Raw genomic sequence first — 20,639 nt, 5'->3', positions numbered from 1 at the left:
CCGGGCCGCTCACGCCAGCCGCCGCGGCGCACGCTCGACGCGGCCGGTGCCGGCCGGCGTCCGCCAGGACGTCGACCAGACCGCGGCCGACGCCGGATCGGTGCGGTCGGTGAGGACGTACCAGTCCATCTGGACCGCCTCCGGGGTGACGTCGAGGACCGAGAAGCCGTGCGAGTCGAAGTCCAGGTGCTTCACGTGCGGATTGGCCACCCGGATCGCGGTCTCCACCGCCAGGGACGTCGTCCGGGGCGGGGCGCCGAGGATGTCGTCGAGGTTGTCGCTGGTCACCGAGGTGCACACGAGCTCCACGCCGAGGCTGTCGCGCGTCAGCGGGTAGGTGGCGTCGTCCGCCGGCAGCTCGGCCGCCCAGCCGGAGTGGATGTCACCGGTGAGGAAGACGGTGCCGCGCAGCGCGCGGTCGCGCAGGTGCGCCCGCACCCGGTCCCGCTCGGCGGGGTAGCCGTCCCACTGGTCGACGTTGTAGGGCAGGCCGGTCACCCGCGGGAGGTCCACGCCGACCAGGCCGGCGATCGCCTGGGTCGCCCGCAGGTCCAGCCCGTTCGGGAACCGCACCGGCGCGATCATCACCGGGTTGCCCACCAGCTTCCACTGCACCGCGTCGTCGGCCAGCCCGTCGAGCAGGAACTCCAGCTGCTCCGGCCCGGTCAGCGTGCGGCCGGGGTCCCCGAGGGCGGGGTCGAGCGGTGAGGCGGCCTGCTGGTCGCGGTAGGTGCGCAGGTCGAGCATCGACAGGCTGGCCAGCCGGCCGAAGCGCAGCCGCCGGTAGAGCCGGCCGCCCGGCGTGTAGCGCACCGGCATCCACTCGGCGTAGGCCTGCTGGGCGGCCCCGCGGCGAGCCGGCCAGGCGCCCTCGGCGCCCTCCGTGTGGTTCTCCGCGCCGCCGGACCACGCGTCGTTGGCGCTCTCGTGGTCGTCCCAGGTGACCACCCACGGCGCGGCGGCGTGCAGGGCCTGCAGGTCGGGGTCGGCCTTGTACTGGGCGTGCCGGCGCCGGTAGTCGGCGAGGGTGACGATCTCGTGCGGCGGGTCGTGCGGCCGGACGACGACGTCACGCGCCTGGTACTCCCCCGGCGCGTACTCGTACAGGTAGTCACCCAGGTGCACCACGAGGTCGAGGTCCCCGCGCGCGGCCAGGTGCCGGTAGGCGGTGAACCAGCCGGCCTGCAGGTTGGCGCAGGAGACCACCGCCATGCGCAGCCGCGGCACGGCGGCACCGGTGGCGGGCGCCGTGCGGGTGCGGCCCACCGGGGAGGTCGCCCCCCGGCAGCTGAAGCGGTACCAGTAGCCGGTGCCCGGCCGCAGCCCGGCGGCGTCCACCTTCACCGTGTGGTCGGTCGCCGGGCCGGTGCGGACCCGGCCCCGGCGGACGACGCGGCGGAAACCGGGGTCGGTGGCCACCTCCCAGCCGACCTCGACGACGGGGCCGGCACCGGAGCCCGGCGTCGACCGGGCGTCGGGCGTCACGCGGGTCCAGAGGACCACGGCGTCGGGCAGCGGATCGCCGGAGGCGACCCCGTGCGCGAACGGCCCGGGGATGCGGGCGGGGGACGGCGCGGCGGCAGCGGGCCCTGCGGACACCGCGCCTGCGACCCCGGCGCCGGTGACGGCGGCCAGCTGCAGGGCGGTGCGGCGGGAGAACGGCGACGTGCGGGTGATCACGGCCCGTCCATTGAGCGGCCCGGCCCGCGGTTACGGCCCGGACGCAGCGTTCACCGAGCGTTCGCCACCGGTTCCGCGTCGCCTCGTGGGAGCGGCGCTCAGCGCAGCGCGGTCACCAGGGTGACCCCGGTCGCCCCGACGGTCTGGACGACGAAGCCGAGCTCGGCCAGCGTGTCGGCGAGGGCGGCGGCCATGACCTCCTGCACGACCACGTGCGCCGCCTCGCCGCGCGAGTGCTGCACGCCCATCCGGTCGTGCGTCCGCCAGCTGACCAGCACCCCGCAGGACGCGGTCTCGGGCACCAGGCAGACCCCGCCCGACGTTCCGCTCCCGGCGGCGTCGTGCAGCGGCAGCCCGGCCTCGACCAGCGCCGCGGCGACCTCCACGACCAGGGTCGTCAGCGGGTCGGTGTCGGTCAGCAGCGCGTCCCAGTCCTCGGGTAGCCGGTCGAGCTGGTCGCCGAGCTCGGTCAGCCAGACCCGGTCCGCCGGCGAGGGGCGCGGGGCGATCGTGCCGTCGGCCCGGGGGACGCCGAACACGGTCACGGCCGCCAGCTCACCCGCCAGCGCCGCCCAGTCGGCGTCGATCCGGTCGGCGAAGGGGCCGGCCACGGCCTGCGCCGACCCGTCGACCAGCCACCAGCCGTTGGCCGCCCCGGGAGTGGGGCCGGCCGGCCGCGCGGGCGCGGGCGCCGCGGCGGGCCGGACGGCGAGGGCGACCGCCTGGGGGCTCCGCTGGGTCCCACGCCCGGCCGGGGCGGGGGCGGCGCGGCGCCCGGCCGGGTGGGTGCCGGCGGCCCGCGCCGCCGCGCGCTGGACCTGCTGGGTGGCGGCCGCGCCGGCGTACTCGTACCGGGCGGTGGAGCTCGCGCCGAGCGCGACCACGACCGCGGTGCACAGCAGGAAACCGAGCACCGCCGCGGCGGGCCACAGCAGCATCGTGCCCATGATCACCGGGAACTCCTCCGTGCCTCGTCGCGGCCGGGGAAGGTGCCGCGATCACGGGAGAAGTTACGGCGCACCGACCCCGCGATCGGCGGGTTCGGCGCCTCACCGGAAGGCCCGTCACCGGATCGTTGCGACCGCCCCTGCCGCGGCACGGTGACCCGTCCCGCGGGCCACCGCCATGTCGACATGCACCGCGTCGACCAGCGTGGATGCCGTCGGCGGGCGGACCGGTCACCCCTCGCCGGCGCTGCCGCCCGGCATGTCGGGCGGCCGCGCCGAGGGGCCGCGATGCGCGCTGCGGGCGCCGTCCCCGGGGGTCGCGCGCCGCGCCCGCACGTCGCTGCCCGGCGCACCGTCCCGGGGACGCGGAACGGCCCGCCGGCGGGTGCCGGCGGGCCGTTCGCGTGCTGCGCTACCGGGTCAGTTGACCCGGACCTGCATGAGCGCACCCTGCGCGCTCATGCCGGTGACGGTGATCGTCGTGCCGGTCTTCGGCACGTCGACGCCGGTCCAGCCGTTGGCGTCGGGCTGCTCGCCCGGGGCCACCCACCAGTCGAGCGTGTCGTCGAAGGTGCGGACGGCCGGGAGACCGCCGACCCGGCCGGCCACGCCGGTGTCCGGGTCGTGGAGCGTCAGCTTGTCCGTCGGCTGGAGCCCGAAGGTCGAGTCGTAGGACTGGACCCGCGGCCGCCAGCTCTCGCCGTTGGTGCGGTCCTCACCCTCGTCGTCGGTCGGCTCGTAGAGCAGGCCCGGGTGGGCGTCGACCGGGAGGACGAGACCCGCACCGGGGTGGGCGCCGACGTTGTTGTCGTTGTACTGGGTGTTCCAGTAGCTGATCAGCAGGCCGTCCTGGTACGGGAAGTGCTCCACCCAGTCCGGACGCCGCGGGTCACCGAAGTTGTACGGCCCCGTCTTCAGCCCCGTGTCGTAGCCGGTGTAGGCCCGGTTCTCGAGGATGTAGGCGTTGAAGTACGAGTTCGTCGTCGTACCGGTGGTCAGCTCGAAGCCATCCAGCGTCCAGTCGGTCACCGGTGCGTCGTCGATGGCCACGGCGTCGACCTGCAGGCCCGGCTCGGTGGCCGCGCCGTCGGTCCAGTACCGGAAGCCGACCTGCGCCCCGTCGGGCACGCCCGCCAGGCCGGCCGTGAGCTCGACCCACTCGCCACCGGTGCTGCCGGTGATGCCGTGGCCGAAGTTCTGGCCGTTGGGGTCGGTGGTCGTCGACAGGTTGGTCGGGATCGACGTGAAGGTGGCCCCGCCGTCGGTGGTGTACACCGCGTACGCGTAGTCCCAGTCCGCCTCGATCTCGTACTTGACCTGGGCGGTCAGCTCAGCCGCCCCCGCGGGCTTGGGCGCCAGCATGCTGTGGTCGAGGTTGTCGCCCGAGCCGGAGTACCAGAAGTCCTCGCCCTCGAACGGGGTGCCGATCGTGGTGGTGACCTCGTTGTCCGGGAGGACGACGACGGCGGCCTGGTTCTCCTTGGAGTTGTACGCCGCCGGGCCGAGGCGCAGGTTCGCGCTCTCGCCGGGCTGCACCACCTCGTAGTTGAGCCAGCCCAGCTGCAGCTTCTCCCAGGCGCCCATGTGGATCGGCTGGGTGCCGATGCCGTCCTCGGGGCGGCCGGAGTTGCCGTAGGAGCCGGAGCTCATCAGCGTCCAGAAGGCGGTGCTGTTCTCCGCGCCGCCGCTGTTGCCGGAGGTGTCGTACAGGTCGGGCAGACCGAGGTCGTGGCCGAACTCGTGGGCGAAGACGCCGACGCCGCCGTTCTCGGGCTCGACGGTGTAGTCACCGATCCAGTACTTCGACCCACCGACCTGCGTGCCGCCGAGCGGGTTGACCGCACCGTTGACCGTCGGGCCGGCGGTTCCGATCCGGTTGGTCTGGTTGTACCAGCGGTGGCTCCAGATGGCGTCGTCGCCGAGGACGCCGCCACCGACCTCCTCACCCTCGCCGGAGTGCACGGCCTGGAAGTGGTCGATGTAGCCGTCGGCCTCGTCGAAGTTGCCGTCGCCGTCGGAGTCGTAGCGGTCCCAGACGTCGAACTGCGAGAGGTACTCGTCGATCTGCTCGGCCGTCTTGCCGGCGGCCAGCTGGTTGGCGTACCAGGTGTTGACCGAGTCGTTGATGAAGCCCCAGACGGCGCTGTCGCCCAGGTCGTTGTCGCCGTAGGAGGCGCCGGTGCCGGGCACCTGCACCCAGTCCTCGACCTCGCCGGTCACGGTGTAGCGGCCCGAGGAGAGCTGCTCGTAGAAGTTGGCCACCGAGTTGACGCCCGGCTCGGAGCTGTACAGCAGGGTGTCGAAGTAGCCCTGCGAGAAGTCCGGGGTCCAGATGGTGGTGTTGTCCACCGACCGCTTGGGCTCCGGGATCGAGTTGTGCGGCAGGTCGCTGAACTCGCCGAGGACGGTCCAGATCGCGTCGCTGTCCTCCTGGGCCAGCTCGACGTAGCGGCCCCGAGCGACCTCGACCACCTTGTTGTTGCCGCGCGGCGTGGCCTGCCCGGTGAGCACCTGCTCGAGTGCCTCGGCACGCAGCGCCTGCTGCGTCTCGGCGAGCGGGTTGGGCAGGTCGTGGGCGCGCTGCGGGGTCGCGGGGGCGTCTTCTGCGGGGGGTGCGGCGGAAGCCGTCACGGGAACCGCCATGACCAGGGCGGCACCGGCGACGACGGCCAGAGCTCTCTTCAAGGATGGTTCTCCTGCGTTCGGAGGAAGACCGTCCAGCCGGACGGTGGGGGGCCACCGGCGGCCGCTCGCGGACGGTCGAGCGGGACGTTAGATGCGGCCTGCACGTGTGTCTACATATCGACACCGCCCGGTTACGCAGGGGCCGCACCCCGCGGGGGGCGACTACGGATCCGACCAGGCTCTTTACCGTTGCGAAACAGTTTCCGGACCGCCGGATCCGACCCGGCAGCGTCCCACTGTCTGGGACGATCGGGTGCGGGGTGGGATCCGCCGCAGGTCAGGCGGCAGCGCGGAGACGTGCCGGGGCGAGGTGACGACGCCCTGCGGCACCGCAGCGCGGAGGGCGTGGGATTCGAACCCACGAAGAGGGGTTACCTCTTAGCGGTTTTCAAGACCGCCGCCATCGGCCACTAGGCGAGCCCTCCTGGCGCCGTCGAGGCTAGTGCGTCATCCCGGATGCCCGCTCCCGGCCCACCGCGCCGACCCGGCGCCGGACGCCGTGCGCGGACCGGCAGGAAGCGCGGCTCGATCTGCCGATCGGCACACAGGCTCGACTCCCGCGGCGGCGCCGCATCGCCCGGGCCCAGCCGGTTTCCAGTGAGTGGAAGCTGCTCCTCGTGTCCGGCCGAGGGTGTGCCTAGCCTCACACCACCCACGCTCCGCACCGGCAACGTCGCCACCAGGAATGGAGTCCGGATCCCATGCAGCACACCGCACGTGCGCCCCGACGACAGGGCGCGATCACCGCCGCCTGCGGCCTCGCCGCCGCCTCCACCGTCGTGCTGGCCCTGGCCACGCCCGCCCAGGCGGCACCGCCCGCTCCCGAGCCGACCGTGATCAGCGACCTCGCCTACGGCCCGGCCACCCCGGGTAACCTGCTCGACCTGCACCTCCCCGGCACCCCCCGCCGGCACGCCCTGCCGCTGGTCGTCTGGCACTCCGGTTCCGCGTGGTTCAGCAACGACGTGAAGACCGGCGAGCAGGCGCTCGACGTCGTCGAGGAGTTCACCGGCCGCGGCTACGCCGTCGCCACCATCAACGTGCGCTCCAGCGCCGACGCCCGGTTCCCCGAGCAGGGCTACGACGTGCGGGCCGCCGTCCGCTACCTGCGGGAGAACGCCGCGCAGTACGGCCTCGACCCGGACCGCTTCGCGTTCATGGGCAACTCCTCGGGCGGCTGGTCGGCGGCGTTCGCCGCGACGACGAGCGACATCGAGCAGCTGCCCGGGGAGACGGGCGTCGACGGCACCTCCAGCGCCGTGCAGGTGGCCGTGCCGTTCTTCCCGCCGACCGACTTCCTCTCCATGGACACGTTCGCCGCGGAGAACGACCTGCCGATGCAGCCGGGGATCTACCCCCACGATGCCCCGACGTCCCCGGAGAGCCTGCTGATCCACTGCGCCGGCGAGGAGTTCCCGGGCCAGCTGAGCATCCAGGCGTGCCCGGAGGAGACCGAGGCCGCGGACCCGAGCAGCTACATCGAGGGCGAGGAGATCCCGGTGTGGGTGCTTCACGGCCTGGCCGACCCGCTGCTGCCGTACAACCAGAGCCGGCTCGTCTACGACACGACGACGGCCGAGGGGAACGAGGCGAGGTTCACGCTCGTGCCGGACGCCGGCCACTCGGTCGACGACATCATCGGCGCCGAGGTCTCCACGACGTGGATGACGAACCACGCCGGGCGCGAGCGGGTGGTCAACCGCGCCGCACCGACGTGGCACGACATCGACAGGTTCATGCGCGCCGGCTTCGCCCAGGCGGAGCGCGCCAACCGCTGAGCCCGCGAGAGACGGCGAACGGGGCCCCGGCGCAGCTGCCGGGGCCCCGTTTCGCGCGTCTCGCGCCGGGCCCCTCGGGGAGCGGTCAGAACCCCGAGTGGTCGGGTGCGGCCGGTGCGGGCCCGGTCACCGGACTCGCGGCCACCGGCTGCGCCGGCTCCTCGGCCGGCTCGTCCTTGGGCCGGTGGATCTGCTCGTAGACCCGCGCGCGGAGCTCGGCGAACCGCGGGGACGAGCGGGTGGTGAGCTGGTCGCGCTCGTCGGGCAGGTCGATCACCAGGTCGTCGCGGATGACCGTCGGCGAGTTCGACAGGATGAGCACCCGCTGCCCGAGGTAGACCGCCTCGTCGATGTCGTGGGTGACGAACAGCGTGGTGACGCCGAACTTGTGCCACAGGTCGCGGATGAGGTCCTCGAGGTCGGCGCGGGTCTGCGCGTCGACGGCGGCGAACGGCTCGTCCATGAGCAGCACGTGCGGCTCGTAGGCGACCGCGCGGGCGATGGCCACGCGCTGCTGCATCCCGCCGGAGAGCTGCCACGGGTAGGCCGCGTGCGCCTCGGCCAGGCCGACGGCGGCCAGGGACTCCTCCACCAGCTCGTTGCGGCGGGCGGCGGGCAGCTTCTTCTGCTTCAGCGGCAGCTCCACGTTCTCCCGCACCGTCATCCACGGGAAGAGGCTGCGCCCGTACTCCTGGAAGACCACGGCCATCCCCGGCGGGGGGCCGTTGACGACCTCGCCCTCCATGCGGACCTCGCCGGACGTCGGCTCCAGCAGGCCGGACATGATCTTCAGCAGCGTGGTCTTGCCGCAGCCGGAGGGCCCGACCAGGCAGGCGAGCTCCCCGGCCGGGAGGGTGAACGTGAGGTCGCGGACGGCCTCGACCGTGCGGTCCTTGCTCTCGTAGACCTTCTTGATGCCGCGGACGTCGAGCATGGGGAACCTTCCAGGTGGTGAAGGAGGTCAGGAGGAGCGCTGGGCGCGGCGCAGGCCGTGGTACCAGGCGAGCTGCCGGCTCTCGACGATCCGGAACAGCAGGGCCAGCAGGAAGCCGAGCAGGCCGAGCATGAGCATGCCCGCCCAGGTCTCCGCGATGGCGAAGCTGCGCTGGGCCTGGACGACGGCGTAGCCGAGCCCGTTGGTCGCGGCGAAGAGCTCGCTGATGACCATGAGGATGATCGCGACCGAGAGCCCCTGGCGGAGCCCGGCGAAGATCTGCGGGCTGGCGCTGGGCAGCACCAGGCGGCGCAGCCGTGACCAGCCGCGGAGGCCGTACACGCGGCCGGTGTCGCTGAGCACCTCGTCGACGGCGCGCACGCCCTCGACGGTGTTCAGCAGGATCGGCCACATGCAGCCGAAGGCGATGACGACGATCTTCATGCCGTCGCCGAGGCCGAACAGCAGGATGAAGATGGGCACCAGCACCGGCGGCGGGATGGCCCGGAAGAACTCGAACACCGGCTCGGTCACCGCCCGCACCGTGCGGGAGGTGCCGATGAGCACGCCGAGGGCCAGGGACACCGCGACGGCCAGGGCGTAGCCGGCCGCCAGGCGGTAGAGGCTCGGCCAGACGTCGGCGGCCAGGCGCGGGCCGAACCACTCCTCGACCAGGCTCTCGAGGATCTCCGACAGCGGCGGGAAGAAGAAGTTGGTGCTCCCGGCGCTGGCGAACCACCAGGCGGTGAGCAGGATGACCGGCAGGCCGAGGGTCATCGCCACGCGACGCAGCACGCTCATGCCGCCACCTCCGCTCGCTGGGACGGGTGCCACGACAGCGCCCGCCGTTCGACGGCCCGGAAGACCAGGTTGACGATCACGCCGAGGATCCCGGTGACGACGACGATCGCGTAGGTGGCCGCCACCGCGCCACTGCTCTGCGCGTTGTTGAGCAGCTGCCCCAGGCCCGGGGTGCCGATGACGAGCTCGGCGGTGACCGCGAGGATCAGCGCCACGGCGGCCCCGAGGCGCAGCCCGGTCATCACGTACGGCAGCGCGGTGGGCCAGGTGACGTGCCGCACCCGCGCCCAGGGGCCCAGCCCGTAGGCGCGCGCGGTGTCCTGCGCGACCGGGTCGACGTCCTGCACGCCGTAGAGGACCTGGATGAGGATCTGCCAGAAGGAGGCGTAGACGACCAGGAGCAGCTCGCTCTCCAGGTCGTTGCCGAACAGCAGGACGGCGATGGGGATCAGCGCCACCGACGGGATCGGGCGCAGGAACTCGATGGTGGAGGCGGTGAACTCGCGGGCGAACCGGAACGTGCCGAGCAGCAGCCCGAGCAGCACGCCGGCCACCGCGGCGATCGCCAGGCCGATCGCCCAGCCCTCGAGGGTGTCCAGGACCGCGGTCCAGAACTCCGGGCGGCCGAACTGCACGAGCAGCTCGGCGCCGATCTCCGAGGACGGCGGGAACCAGCGCCGCGGAACCAGGCCGATCCGCGGCGCGATCTCGACCAGCGCGATCAGCGCGAGCAGGCCCAGCAGCCCCAGGGCCCAGGCCGGCACCTGCCGCCGCCGGCCCGCCTGCGGAGAGCGGGCCGGCGAGGCGGCGGGATCCGCCGACGCCCGGGTGGCGGTCGACCCGGTCACGGCAGCAGGGCGTCCAGATCCGGCGCCTCGTCGAGCAGCCCGTCCTCGACCGCGAGGTCCGCCAGGGTCTGCACCGAGTCGCGGTTGATCTCGGCCGGCCACGCCGGCAGCGTCATCTGCTCGGCGACGGCCGGGTCGATCTGGGTGTACTCGCCGAGGATCTCGCGGACGGCGTCCGGGTTCTCCTGGGCGTACTCCAGCGACTGCGCCATCGCGTCGCTGAAGCACTCGACGGCCTCGGGGTTCTGCTGGGCGTACTGCTGGCTGGTGAAGTACGTGGCCACGGTGAGGTCGTCGGCGGTGTCGACGAAGTTCGACGTGACGACCTGGGCGCCCTCACCGGTCGACAGGGCCAGGAAGGGCTCCACCACCCAGGCGGCGTCGACGTTGCCCTGCTCGAGGGCGGCCGGCATCTCCGGGAACGGCAGCTCGACGAACTGGATGCTGTCCGGGTCGCCACCGGCGGCCCGGACCGACTCGCGCACCGTCGTCGTCCCGATGTTGTTCAGCGTGTTGACCGCCACGGTGCGGCCGGCGAGGTCGGCGGCACCGGTGATGCCGGAGTCCGGGGTGGTGACGACGGCGCCGAAGTCGGCCCCCTGCTCACCGGTCGAGGCGACGCCGTTCGCGACGACCTGCAGCGGCAGGCCCTCGCTGGCGGCGAGCAGCAGCGAGGTGACGTTGCTGAAGCCGAACTGCGACTGGCCGCTGACGACCGCGGGCACGATGGCCGCGCCGCCCTGACCGGTCTCCAGGGTCAGGTCGAGGCCGCACTCCTCGAAGAAGCCCTGCTGGTCACCGAGGTAGATCGGCGCGACGTCGACGATGGGGATGACGCCGACCGACACCTGCTCGAGCCCGCCGCCCTCGCCACCACCGGTGGTGCCGCCCGCCTCCTCGTCGGAGCCGCCGCAGGCGGCGACCAGCATCAGCGGCGCGGTGACGAACGCAGCGACGGTGCGGCGCATGAGATCTCCTTCGATGACGACCGAGCGTCACATGTGTTCGCTATGCGAACGCATGTGTGCGATGTGAACGAAGGAACGCTGACACGTGAGCGCTGTCACGTCAAACGGTCGTGACCGTGCCGTATCCGTGCGCATACCGCACGCGCGTTCCCGATGCGCACCGTACAGTGATGCCGCTCACCACCGATCCGACCGAAGGAGCGCCGTGACCTCCGTGCCCGACGAGCGGCCGGTGCCCGTCCGGGACGGCACCTTCGTGCAGTCCCTCGACCGCGGTCTCGCCGTCATCCGCGCCTTCGACGCCCAGCACCCGAGGCTCCAGCTGAGCGAGGTCGCCCGCGCCACCGGGCTCACCCGGGCGGCCGCCCGCCGCTTCCTGCTCACGCTGGTGCAGCTGGGCTACGTGCGCGCCGACGGCCGGGAGTTCTCGCTGCGCCCCCGGGTCCTGGAGCTGGGCTACTCCTACCTGTCCGGGCTCACCCTGCCCGAGGTCGCGCAGCCGCACCTGGAGGCGCTGGTCGCCCGGGTCGAGGAGTCCTCCTCCCTGTCGGTGCTCGACGGCGACGACGTCGTCTACGTGGCGCGGGTGCACACCAAGCGCATCATGACCGTGATGATCACCGTCGGCACCCGCTTCCCGGCCCACGCCACGTCCATGGGCCGGGTCCTCCTCGCCGGCCTGCCCGACGAGGAGCTCGACGCCTACCTGGCGCGGGCGGAGCTGCCCGCGCTGACCTCGCGCACCGTCACCGACGCCGCGGAGCTGCGCCGCGTGCTGGCCACCGTGCGGGCGCAGGGCTACGCGATGGTCGACCAGGAGCTGGAGGAGGGGCTGCGCTCGGCCGCCGCACCGGTCCGCGACCGCAGCGGCGCCGTCGTCGCCGCGGTGAACCTCTCGGTCAGCGCCAGCCGCACCTCGCTGGAGCAACTGGAGGACGAGTACGTGCCGCCGCTGCTGGAGACCGCCACCCAGATCGAGCACGACCTCGGCCGCAGCTCCCGGTCGTGACCGGTACCGGCACCCGCACCCGCCCCGCATGGCGGCTGGCCCTGCCGGCCGTGGCGATGGTCCTGGTCGCGCTCTGCCTGCGCGCGCCCTTCGCCGCCGTGGGCCCGCTCCTCGGGGAGCTCGGCGACGAGCTGTCGCTCTCCACGGGCGCGCTCGCCGTCGTCACCGCCCTGCCGCTGGTCTGCTTCGGGCTCATCTCACCGTTCGCCCCCGCTCTCGCCGGCCGCGTCGGCGTGCACCGCGCCGTGCTGCTCGGCGTCGCCCTCCTGGCGATCGGGATCCTGCTGCGACTGGCCGCCACGCCCGGGCTCTACGTGGGCACCGTGCTGCTCACCGGGGGCATCGCCATCGCCAACGTGCTGCTGCCCGCGGTCGCGCGTGCGGAGTACGGCGCGCGCAGCGCGGTGGTCGTGGGGATGATCGTCGCCTCCATGGCGGCGTCCGCCAGCATCGGGGCCGGGCTGGCGCAACCGCTGGCCGCCGCGGCCGGCAGCGCCGTGGTCGGCCTGCTGCTGTGGGGCGTGCCGGTGCTGGCCGCCCTGGTCGCCGTGGCCGCGCTCGCCCGTGCTCGGCGCGACGTCCCCCCTCCGCCGCCCGCCCCCTCGGGCGCCCGCACCGCGGTGCTGCGCGACCGGGTGGCGCTGGCCGTCACGCTGTTCTTCGGGCTCCAGTCGCTCTCGTTCTACGCGATGCTGACCTGGCTGGCCGACATCCTCCAGGCCGAGGCCGGCGTCTCCCCAGTCGCGGCCGGCGGCCTGCTGGCGCTCGCCGCCGCGCTGGGCGTCCCCGCCTCCCTGGTGGTCCCGCCGCTGGCCGCGCGGCGCCCCGGCCAGCAGGGGTGGGTGCTGGTCGGCACCGTGCCGGTGATCGTGGCGATCGTGGGGCTGCTCGTGGCCCCGGCCGCGGCCCCGCTGCTGTGGACGCTGCTCTACGGCATCGGCACGGGAGCGGCCTTCCCGCTGGCCATGGCGCTGATCCTGCAGCGCACCCGCGACGTCGCCCAGACCGGCCGGCTGTCCGCGTCGGCGCAGAGCGTGGGCTACCTGCTGGCCGCCACCGGCCCGCTGGGCGTCGGCCTGCTGCACGAGGCCACCGGGGAGTGGGTCCCGGGGCTGCTGCTCCTGCTGGTCGTGGTCCTGGGTCAGACGGCCGTCGGGATCGCCGCGGCCCGCCCCCGGCTGGTCGGCCCCGCCGTCTGACCCCGACCCTCAGGGGTCGGCGGTGACGCCCTCCGGGGTCTTCGTCACCGGGGTGCCGGCGACGCCGTGCAGGTGGCATGCGGCCAGCTGGCCGGGCGACCCGGCCGGCTGCAGCGCCGGGTCGACGTCGTCGCACGGCTCGAAGACGTACGGGCAGCGGGTGCGGAACCGGCAGCCCGAGGGGACGTCGGAGGGCGAGGGGACGTCGCCGTGCAGCACGATCCGCTCCCGCGCCCGCTCCTGCGCCGGGTGCGGCACGGGCACCGCCGACAGCAGCGCCTGCGTGTACGGCATCTGCGGCTCGCTGCCCACGGCGGCCGCGGGCCCGATCTCCACGATCCGCCCCAGGTACATGACCGCGATCCGGTCGGAGATGTGCCGGACGGCGGAGAGGTCGTGGGAGATGAACAGCAGGGTGAGCCCCAGCTGCCGCTGCAGCCGGCGCAGCAGGTTGAGCACCTGGGCCTGCACGCTCACGTCGAGGGAGGCGATCGCCTCGTCGCAGACCAGGAAGTCCGGCTCCCCCGCCAGCGCCCGGGCGATGCCGACGCGCTGGCGCTGCCCACCGGAGAACTCGTGCGGGTAGCGCCCGGCCACCACCGGGTCCAGGCCCACGAGCTCCAGCAGCTCGCCCACCCGCGCCGCGCGTTCGCGCTTGCCCGAGCGCAGGCCGTGCACCTCCAGCGGCTCGCTCACCGTCTGGGCCACGGTGCGCCGCGGGTCGAGGGAGGCGAACGGGTCCTGGAACACCATTCCGGCCCGGCGGCGCATCTCCTTGAGACCGCGGCGGTCCAGCGAGGTGACGTCGGTGCCGTCGAAGGTGATCGTCCCCCCGGTCGGCGGCACCAGCCGCAGCAGCGCGTTGCCCAGCGTCGACTTCCCGCAGCCGGACTCCCCCACCAGGCCCAGGGTCTCGCCGCGCAGGATGTCCAGGTCGACGCCGTCGACGGCGCGCAGCACGCTCGCGGGCGCCCGGCGCAGGCCGCCGCCCCCGACGGGGAAGTGCACCTCCAGGCCGCGGGCGGAGACCAGCACGTCCTCGCTCATGCCGGGCTCCCCCCGTCCGTGCCCTCGGTGCACCAGGTGGCCGCGCGGTGCGGCAGCCCCGCGCCCTTCCCCGACCCTTCGCCGGCGTAGGCGCTCGACGCGGTCGCGCCCGCCGGCCCGCCGGCCGCGGCGCGGGAGACGACCGCCAGCGGCGGCTGCTCCGTCTCGCAGCGCGGATCGGCCCGCACCGGGCAGCGCGGCCAGAACACGCAGCCCGGCGGCAGGTCGGTGGGGGGCGGCGGCAGACCCGGGATCGCGGTCAGCTCGGGCACCTCGCCGTCGGGGCCCACCGGTGCGGCCAGGTCGGGCAGCGAGCCCAGCAGCCCACGGGTGTAGGGGTGTGCCGGGCGCTCCAGGACGTCGTCGACAGTGCCGTCCTCCACGCACCGGCCGCCGTACATGACCAGCACCCGGTCGGCGATCCCGGCGACCACACCGAGGTCGTGGGTGATCCAGATGACGCCGGTGCCGTGCTCGGCCTGCAGCTTCTCGACCAGGTCGATGATCTGCGCCTGCACCGTGACGTCGAGCGCGGTGGTCGCCTCGTCGGCGATCAGCAGCGACGGGGAGTTGCTCAGCGCGATCGCGATGACCACCCGCTGGCGCATGCCGCCCGACAGCTCGTGCGGGTAGCGGTCCAGCGCCTTCTCGGGATCGGGCAGGCCGACCTCGCGGAGCAGGTCCGCCGCGCGGGTCCGGGCGTCGGCCTTGGAGACGTCGCCGTGCGCCCGGATGCCCTCGACCAGCTGCCGGCCGATGGTGAGCACCGGGTTCAGCGAGGTCATCGGGTCCTGGAACACCATGCCGGCGCCCGGGCCGCGCACCTGGCGCAGCCGCTCGGGTGACATGGTCAGCAGGTCCTCGCCCTGCAGCAGCGCCCGGCCGGTCACCGTCGCCACCCGGGCGGGGAGCAGGCCGAGCAGCGCCAGCACCGAGACGCTCTTGCCGCTGCCGGACTCCCCGACCACGGCGACCGTCTCCCCCGCGCCGACGGTGTAGCTCAGCCCGTTGACGACGTCGGCCGGCCCGCGCGGGGTGCGCAGCCGCACCCGCAGGTCCTCGACCTCCAGCACCGGCTCGCCGCTCACTTGCCACCCCCGGCCATCAGGGTGCGCTGCCGCGGGTCCAGCGCGTCGCGGAGCCCGTCGCCGAGCAGGTTGAAGCAGAGCACGGTCAGGAAGATCGCCATCCCCGGGAAGAACGCCAGCCACCAGGCCAGGTCGATGTAGCCGCGTCCCTCGGCCAGCATCAGCCCCCACGAGGGGTTGGGCGGCTGGGTGCCCAGACCGAGGAACGACAGCGCCGCCTCGGCCAGCACCGCGAACGCCAGGCTGATCGAGGTCTGCACGATGATCGGCGGCGCGGCGTTCGGCAGGATGTGCCGGGTGAGGATCCGCCAGTCCGAGGCCCCCACCGACCGCGACGCCCGCACGTAGACCTCCTCGCGCACGCCCAGCACGCTCGCGCGGGTGACCCGGGCGAAGATCGGCGTGTAGACGATCCCGATCGCCAGCGCGGTGTTGCCCGACCCGGGTCCGCGGACGGCGAGGACGGCGATCGCCAGCAGCACGGCGGGGAACGCGAAGAGCATGTCCATGAACCGCATCAGGACGTCGTCGACCCACTTGCCGTAGTAGCCGGCGAGCAGGCCGATCAGGGTGCCGACGACGAGCGCGAAGCCGACGGCGAGGAAGCCCACCCGCAGCGACACCGAGGCGCCGAGGATGACCCGGCTGAGGATGTCCCGGCCGAGGTCGTCGGTGCCGAACGGGTGCTCCCAGCTGGGCGACTGGAGCCGGTCGGTCACCGAGATCTCGTTGGCCCCCTCCGGGGCGAACGTGTCGTCGAAGAAGGCCACGACCACGATCAGCAGCAGGACCACCGAGGCGATTGCCGCCGTCGGGTTGCGCGCCAGCAGGCCGAGCGTCTCCCGCCAGCGCGGGCGGGCCGGGCGCAGCGTGGGCGGCGCCGACCGCGACTCCCGCTGCGGCGATCCGCCCGGGGGCTCCTCGGGGGCCTCCGGGCGGCGCTCGCCGCTCGGCTCCTGGTAGGGCGGCGGCCCGGGGGTCGGCTGGATGCTCATCGGCGGATCCGCGGGTCGATGGCGGTGTAGAGGAGGTCGACGACGAGGTTGATCACCAGGAAGACCAGCGCGAACAGCAGGATGGCGCCCTGCAGCACCGGGTAGTCGCGGGCCTGCACCGCCTGCAGGGCCAGCTGACCCAGCCCCGGCCAGGAGAAGACGATCTCCACGACGACCACCCCCGACAGCAGGTAGGCCAGCTGCACGCCGGTCACCGTGACCAGTGGCAGCAGGGCGTTGCGGAGCACGTGCCAGGAGAAGACCTGCCGCTGCGGCAGCCCCTTGGCCTGCGCCGTCCGCACGTGGTCGGCGCCCAGGGCCTCCAGCATGCTGGACCGGACGAACCGGGTGATCACCGAACCGGAGACCACGCCGGTCACCAACGCCGGCATGAGCAGCCGCTGGAACCAGGCTCCGGGGTCCTCGCTGAGCGGCACGTACCCGCCCGAGGGCAGCCAGCCCAGCGTCCCGGCGAAGACCAGGATCAGCACGATCCCCATCCAGAAGTCGGGCACCGAGATGCCGAACTGGCTGATCACGGTGGCGACCCGGTCGACGAGCGAGCGCGGGCGCAGCGCCGAGATCGTGCCCAGCGGGATGGCGATGAGCAGGGCGACCAGGATCGCGGCGATCGCCAGCGTCAACGTGGCCGGCAGCCGCTCGGCGATCTGGGAGGTCACCGTCTCGCCGCTGCGGAAGCTGACCCCCAGGTCCCCGGTCAGGGCCCGGCCGAACCAGCCGAAGAACTGCTCGACCAGCGGCTGGTCCAGCCCCGACCGCTCGCGGAGGGCGTCGTAGCTCTGCTGCGAGAAGCGGGTGCCCAGGGCGAGCCGCACCGGATCGCCCGGTACGAGGTGCACCAGGCCGAACACGATGACGCTCACTCCGGCGAGGACGACCGCCGACTGGCCGATCCGCCGGAGGACGTAGCCGGTCAGGGCAACTCCACGCCTTCGAAGTTGATCGCCTTGTCGGCGCGGATCTCGTACCCGGACAGCCCCGGCGCCCAGGCCTGCACGACGTCAGGGTTGTAGAGGTACACGTAGGAGACGTCGTCGACGATGAGCTGCGCCGCCTGGTCGTAGAGGTCCTTGCGGGTGTCCTCGTCGGTCTCCGTCGACGCCTCGGTGAGCAGCCGGTCCACCTCGGGGTTGCTGTAGCCCTGGTAGTTGTTCGAGCCGTCGGTGATGTGCTGCGAGTGGTAGTAGTCGAACGGGTCGATGTTGCCCAGCCAGCCGAGCATGAAGGCGTCGAAGTCGCCCTGGCTCTGCCGGTCCAGCCAGGTCGCGAAGTCCACGGTCTGGACGTCCACGTTGATCCCGATCGGCTGCAGCTGGCTGGCGATGACCTGCGCGGCGGTGACGGTCTCGGGGAACTCGTCGGTGACCATCAGGCCCATCGTGATGGGCGCCTGGACGCCGGCCTGCTCCAGCAGCGCCTGCGCCTCCTCGGCGCTCGGCTCGAACGGGGCGTAGTCGTAGTAGTAGAAGCTGTCCTCGGGGATGGCGGTCTGGTTGGGCTGCGCCGCCCCGAACCGGGCCGCCTCGGTGACCGCGGCGCGGTCGATGGCGGTGGCGATCGCCTGCCGCACCTGCGGGTTGCCGAAGGGCTCCCGGTCGTAGTTCATGCTCATGTACCAGTAGTCGACGCTGGGCGTGGTGGCCAGCTCGACGGCGTCGTCGCCCTCCAGCGACTCGATCTGCTGCGGCGGGATGTTGTCGGTCCACTGCACCTCGCCGTTCTGCAGCGCGGTGAGCGCCGCGGCCGGCTCGGTGATGTAGCGGAACTCGACCCCGTCGAGCGTGGGCTCCTGGCCCCAGTACTCGTCGAACCGGGTCAGCACCGTGCTGCTCGCGTCCGAGCTCTCCAGCTGGAACGGGCCGGTGCCGACCGCCTCGGTGTTGAGGTCGAACTCCTCGGCCGCGCCCTCGGGCAGGATCGCCATGCCCTTGAAGCCGCCGATCAGCGCCGGCAGGTTGGGCGTCGGCTGGCTGACGGTGATCTCGACGGTCTGCGGATCGGCCGCCTCGACCGACTCCACGTTGGCGAACCGGTACGAGTTGGCGAGCTCCTCGTCGATGATCCGGTTGTACGAGTAGACGACGTCGGCGGCGTCGAACTCGCTGCCGTCGTGGAACGTGACGCCCTCGCGGAGGGTGAACGTCCAGGTCAGCCCGTCCTCGCTGGTCTCCCAGCTCTCGGCCAGGCTGGGCTCCATCGTCAGGTCGTCGGCGGCCGGGACGACGAGGGTGTCGTAGACGTTCTCCAGGATCTGGAACGCCGGGTAGGCCGTCGTCGTGTGCGGGTCGAGCTTGTCGGGCTGCGCGCTCACCGCGGCCACGAGCACGTTGTCCCCGCCGCCACCGCCGCCACCGGTGTCGACGCTCTCCCCACCGCCGCCGCAGGCGGAGAGGGCGAGCGCGCCGACGGCGCCCAGGGACAGGAGTCGGGTGGTGCGCACGGGAACCTCCGGGGTCGGGGCAGGTCGTCCACCTCCGACCTTGACCCCGTCGCTGCCGGCCGACAACCCGAACCGACCGCTGAGCAGGATCGTTGCCTGTTCGAGACATCCCGGCCGTGGCCCGCCAGACTCACCCCGTGGAACTCACCTGCCGTCGCCTGACACTGCGCCTGCGCGACACGTTCACCATCGCCCGCTCGTCGGTGGACACCGAGGAGGTGCTCGTGGTCGGGCTCGCCGACGGGAGCGTCCGCGGGTACGGCGAGGGCGCGCCGGTGGCCTACTGGGGCGAGTCGGTGCCCGCGATGGCCGACGCCGTCGCCGCGGACGGGCGCGCGCTGCTCGGCGACGACCTGCGCGACCTGGAGGGCATCGCCCGCCGGCTGCGCGCCTGGGACGGCCCGCAGGGCGCGAAGATGGCCCTCGACGGGGCGGTGCACGACTGGGTGGGCCGCCGCTACGGCCTGCCGGTCTGGCGGTTGCTGGGGCTGGACGGGGTGCTCCCGCCGACGAGCTTCACCATCGGGATCACGACCGTGGCCGAGACCGCCGCCCGGGTCCGGCGCGCCCCCGGCTTCGCCGTCTACAAGGTGAAGGTGGGCGGGCCGGAGGACCTCGCCCGGCTGGAGGCGATCCGGTCGGTCACCGACGCCCCGCTGCGGATCGACGGCAACGAGGGCTGGACCCTCGACCAGGCCCGCGACCTCCTGCCGCGGCTGCGCGAGCTGGGGGTCGAGATGATCGAGCAGCCGTTCCCGGCAGCCGACCTGGACTCGTTCGCCCGCTACCGCGAGTTGCCCGGCCGGCTCCCGGTCTTCGTCGACGAGGGCTGCAAGGACCTGGCCTCGGTGGCCGGCGTCGCCGGTTACGCGGACGGCATCGTGGTGAAGCTGGCCAAGTGCGGCGGCATCCGCGAGGCCCACCGCATGATCGCCGCGGCGGCCGCGCTGGACCTGCGGGTGATGCTCGGCTGCATGATCGAGTCGCAGCTCGGCATCGCGCAGGCCGCCCAGCTGGGCCCCCTCGCCGATCTGGTCGACCTGGACGGCCACCTGCTGATCAGCGACGAGCCGTTCACCGGCCTGGGCTTGCGGGACGGGCGGCTGGTGCTGCCGGACGCACCGGGGCTCGGGCTCGTCGCGGAGGATGCGGCGTGAGCGCCGAACGGCTCGCCGTCCTCACCGGTGGCCAGCTCGCGGAGTCCTACGCCAAGACCGCCCACGGGGTGCTGCGCTACGGCGCCCGCGAGGTCGTGTGCGTGATCGACGACGTCCACGCCGGGCAGCGGGCGGTGGACGTCGTCCCGTTCTGCGCCCGCCCCGTGCCGGTCGTCGCCGACGTCGCGGCGGCCCGGGAGCTCGGCGCGACGACGGTGCTGCTCGGCGTGGCCCCGCTCGGGGGCCGGCTGACCGACACCTGGCGGCGGACGCTGCTCGCGGCGCTGCGCCTGAGGATGCACGTCGAGGCGGGGCTGCACACGGATCTGGGCGCCGATCCTGAACTGGCGGCGGCCGCCCGGGCGGCCGGGGTCCGGATCCGGGACCTGCGGGCGGTGCCGGACGACCTCGGGGTGCCGCTTACCGGGCCGGTCGGGGCCCGGGTCGTGCACACGGTGGGCTCGGACTGCGCGATCGGGAAGATGAGCGTCGTCCTGGAGCTCGACCAGGCCGCGCGGGACCGCGGGCTGCGCTCGGTGTTCGTGGCCACCGGGCAGACCGGGGTCGCCATCTCGGGGTGGGGCATGGCGGTGGACCACGTGATCTCCGACTTCGTCGCCGGCGCCGCCGACCGGCTGGTGCGCGAGGGGGCGACCCGTGGTGATCTGCTCTGGCTGGAGGGCCAGGGCTCGATCCACCACCCGGCCTACTCGGGGGTGACGCTCGGCCTGCTGCACGGCTCCTCGGCGGACGCGCTGGTGCTGTGCCACCGGGCCGGGCGCACCGCGATCGCCGACTACCCGGGCACCGCGCTCCCGTCGCTGGGCGAGATCGTGCGCGGCTACGAGCAGGCCGCCGGGTGGGTGCGCCCCGCGCGGGTCGCCGCCGTCGCGCTGAACACCGCCGGGCTGGACGACGCCGACGCCCGGGCCGCGGTCGGGTCCGCCGCGGCGGAGACCGGGCTGGTCAGCGACGACGTCGTCCGCTTCGGCGCGACCCGGGTGCTCGACGCCGTGCTGAGCGCGCTCGACCGGGGGTGAGC

At 73.6% G+C, this 20,639-nt stretch carries 17 protein-coding genes and 1 tRNA gene; 5 read left to right on the top strand and 13 right to left on the bottom strand.

The annotated features are described in order from the left end of the window. Positions 1–9 precede the first annotated feature (9 nt). From ACI799_RS17695 to ACI799_RS17680, 4 genes are all read right to left on the bottom strand, one after another. Positions 10–1,680 (bottom strand): alkaline phosphatase D family protein, encoded by a 1,671-nt coding sequence (locus ACI799_RS17695; RefSeq protein ID WP_456613584.1) that lies wholly within the window; start codon positions 1,678–1,680, stop codon positions 10–12. Between the two features lie 98 nt (positions 1,681–1,778). Continuing rightward, on the bottom strand, positions 1,779–2,627 hold the full coding sequence (locus ACI799_RS17690; protein WP_456600243.1) for a hypothetical protein: 849 nt from the start codon (positions 2,625–2,627) through the stop codon (positions 1,779–1,781). A gap of 420 nt (positions 2,628–3,047) precedes the next feature. Beyond that, complete coding sequence (locus tag ACI799_RS17685) at positions 3,048–5,312, bottom strand: immune inhibitor A domain-containing protein (RefSeq protein ID WP_456590618.1); 2,265 nt, start codon at positions 5,310–5,312, stop codon at positions 3,048–3,050. Between the two features lie 337 nt (positions 5,313–5,649). Further along, positions 5,650–5,737, bottom strand: a tRNA-Ser gene (locus tag ACI799_RS17680). A gap of 276 nt (positions 5,738–6,013) precedes the next feature. Between ACI799_RS17680 and ACI799_RS17675 the strand changes: the two genes are divergently transcribed. After that, positions 6,014–7,090, top strand: a complete 1,077-nt coding sequence (locus ACI799_RS17675; protein ID WP_456613583.1) for an alpha/beta hydrolase fold domain-containing protein — start codon at positions 6,014–6,016, stop codon at positions 7,088–7,090. 85 nt (positions 7,091–7,175) lie between these two features. Here ACI799_RS17675 and ACI799_RS17670 read toward each other — a convergent pair whose 3' ends face one another. From ACI799_RS17670 to ACI799_RS17655, 4 genes are read right to left on the bottom strand one after another with little or no spacing between them, the layout of a single operon-like run. Then, the gene (locus tag ACI799_RS17670; RefSeq protein WP_456590616.1) at positions 7,176–8,024 is read right to left on the bottom strand and encodes an ABC transporter ATP-binding protein; all 849 of its coding nucleotides are present in this window, start codon (positions 8,022–8,024) and stop codon (positions 7,176–7,178) included. Positions 8,025–8,051: 27 nt separating this feature from the next. Further along, the gene (locus ACI799_RS17665) at positions 8,052–8,825 is read right to left on the bottom strand and encodes an ABC transporter permease (protein WP_456613582.1); all 774 of its coding nucleotides are present in this window, start codon (positions 8,823–8,825) and stop codon (positions 8,052–8,054) included. After that, positions 8,822–9,673 carry an ABC transporter permease gene (locus tag ACI799_RS17660; RefSeq protein ID WP_456600234.1) on the bottom strand — a complete coding sequence of 284 codons (852 nt, stop codon included), beginning with the start codon at positions 9,671–9,673 and terminating at the stop codon, positions 8,822–8,824. The genes ACI799_RS17665 and ACI799_RS17660 overlap by 4 nt, the downstream gene beginning before the upstream one ends. After that, positions 9,670–10,641 (bottom strand): ABC transporter substrate-binding protein, encoded by a 972-nt coding sequence (locus tag ACI799_RS17655; RefSeq protein ID WP_456590612.1) that lies wholly within the window; start codon positions 10,639–10,641, stop codon positions 9,670–9,672. The genes ACI799_RS17660 and ACI799_RS17655 overlap by 4 nt, the downstream gene beginning before the upstream one ends. Positions 10,642–10,846: 205 nt before the next feature. Here ACI799_RS17655 and ACI799_RS17650 point away from each other — a divergent pair, with 205 nt between their 5' ends. Beyond that, positions 10,847–11,650, top strand: coding sequence for an IclR family transcriptional regulator domain-containing protein (locus tag ACI799_RS17650; RefSeq protein WP_456590611.1), 804 nt, complete (start codon positions 10,847–10,849; stop codon positions 11,648–11,650). Beyond that, positions 11,647–12,849 carry an MFS transporter gene (locus ACI799_RS17645; protein WP_456613581.1) on the top strand — a complete coding sequence of 401 codons (1,203 nt, stop codon included), beginning with the start codon at positions 11,647–11,649 and terminating at the stop codon, positions 12,847–12,849. The genes ACI799_RS17650 and ACI799_RS17645 overlap by 4 nt, the downstream gene beginning before the upstream one ends. Positions 12,850–12,858: 9 nt before the next feature. On the opposite strand, the gene ACI799_RS17640 is transcribed toward ACI799_RS17645, so the two are convergent. From ACI799_RS17640 to ACI799_RS17620, 5 genes are read right to left on the bottom strand one after another with little or no spacing between them, the layout of a single operon-like run. Then, a complete protein-coding gene (locus tag ACI799_RS17640; protein ID WP_456590609.1) occupies positions 12,859–13,896 on the bottom strand; it encodes an ABC transporter ATP-binding protein in 1,038 nt (345 codons plus the stop codon). Beyond that, the gene (locus ACI799_RS17635) at positions 13,893–14,984 is read right to left on the bottom strand and encodes an ABC transporter ATP-binding protein (protein WP_456613580.1); all 1,092 of its coding nucleotides are present in this window, start codon (positions 14,982–14,984) and stop codon (positions 13,893–13,895) included. Before ACI799_RS17635 ends, ACI799_RS17640 begins: the two co-directional genes overlap by 4 nt. Next, entirely contained in the window at positions 14,981–15,979 is a 999-nt protein-coding gene (locus ACI799_RS17630) for an ABC transporter permease subunit (protein WP_456613579.1), read from the bottom strand. The genes ACI799_RS17635 and ACI799_RS17630 overlap by 4 nt, the downstream gene beginning before the upstream one ends. Then, a complete protein-coding gene (locus ACI799_RS17625; protein ID WP_456613596.1) occupies positions 15,976–16,917 on the bottom strand; it encodes an ABC transporter permease in 942 nt (313 codons plus the stop codon). The genes ACI799_RS17630 and ACI799_RS17625 overlap by 4 nt, the downstream gene beginning before the upstream one ends. Then, a complete protein-coding gene (locus tag ACI799_RS17620) occupies positions 16,914–18,440 on the bottom strand; it encodes an ABC transporter substrate-binding protein (protein ID WP_456613578.1) in 1,527 nt (508 codons plus the stop codon). The genes ACI799_RS17625 and ACI799_RS17620 overlap by 4 nt, the downstream gene beginning before the upstream one ends. 137 nt (positions 18,441–18,577) lie before the next feature. On the opposite strand from ACI799_RS17620, the gene ACI799_RS17615 reads away from it, so the two are divergent. Then, positions 18,578–19,597 (top strand): dipeptide epimerase, encoded by a 1,020-nt coding sequence (locus ACI799_RS17615; protein ID WP_456613577.1) that lies wholly within the window; start codon positions 18,578–18,580, stop codon positions 19,595–19,597. Further along, positions 19,594–20,637 carry a DUF1611 domain-containing protein gene (locus ACI799_RS17610; protein ID WP_456613576.1) on the top strand — a complete coding sequence of 348 codons (1,044 nt, stop codon included), beginning with the start codon at positions 19,594–19,596 and terminating at the stop codon, positions 20,635–20,637. The genes ACI799_RS17615 and ACI799_RS17610 overlap by 4 nt, the downstream gene beginning before the upstream one ends. The last annotated feature ends 2 nt before the right edge of the window (positions 20,638–20,639 follow it).

Source organism: Blastococcus sp. SYSU DS0753, from assembly GCF_054051175.1.
The sequence above is the reverse complement of the archived record's forward strand: the minus strand, read 5'-3'. Positions and strand labels throughout refer to the sequence as shown.